This is a genomic window from Seonamhaeicola marinus (assembly GCF_008085455.1).
The window spans coordinates 1-389 of record NZ_VSDQ01000813.1 but is presented as its reverse complement, the minus strand read 5'-3'; the positions used below and the strand labels follow the sequence as shown (position 1 = coordinate 389).

Annotated in this window: 2 protein-coding genes; both read right to left on the bottom strand. The window is 34.2% G+C overall.

Annotated elements, in window-relative coordinates; translation table 11 throughout:
- Positions 1-254 (bottom strand): mannitol dehydrogenase family protein (locus FUA24_RS23675; protein ID WP_449441439.1); only part of this gene is annotated, 254 nt, incomplete at its 3' end.
- A 16-nt stretch (positions 255-270) separates the two neighbouring features.
- Positions 271-389: UxaA family hydrolase (locus FUA24_RS23670; RefSeq protein ID WP_148545794.1), on the bottom strand; the 119-nt coding region annotated here is incomplete at its 5' end.

Sequence of the window (389 nt, the reverse complement as noted above, 5' to 3'; positions counted from 1 at the left end):
TGTTCGCTTATAGCTTCACCGTTTTTAATACCGTTAAGGTAAAGTGTGTACAAACCATCTTGGTCGTTTAGCATTTTAATTAAACCTTGATTAATTGGCTGAACGGCTACAACACCGGCATCAAAACCAGCTTGTTTATTCATTTCGTGTATCATCCAATTGGCAAAGGCTCTTAAAAAATTACCTTCTCCAAATTGAACTATTCTTTCTGTATATGTATTTACAGATGCTGTATTTCTATTTAATAAATTCATTCTATGTCTTTACTTTTTATAATGAAACGCCTCTTTTCCAAGGAATAAAATCGTTATTACCATGTAGTACCGCTTTTGATGGTACTTCGCCGCTAGCTACCTTAATAATGTGGTCTAATATTTTCTCGCCCATAG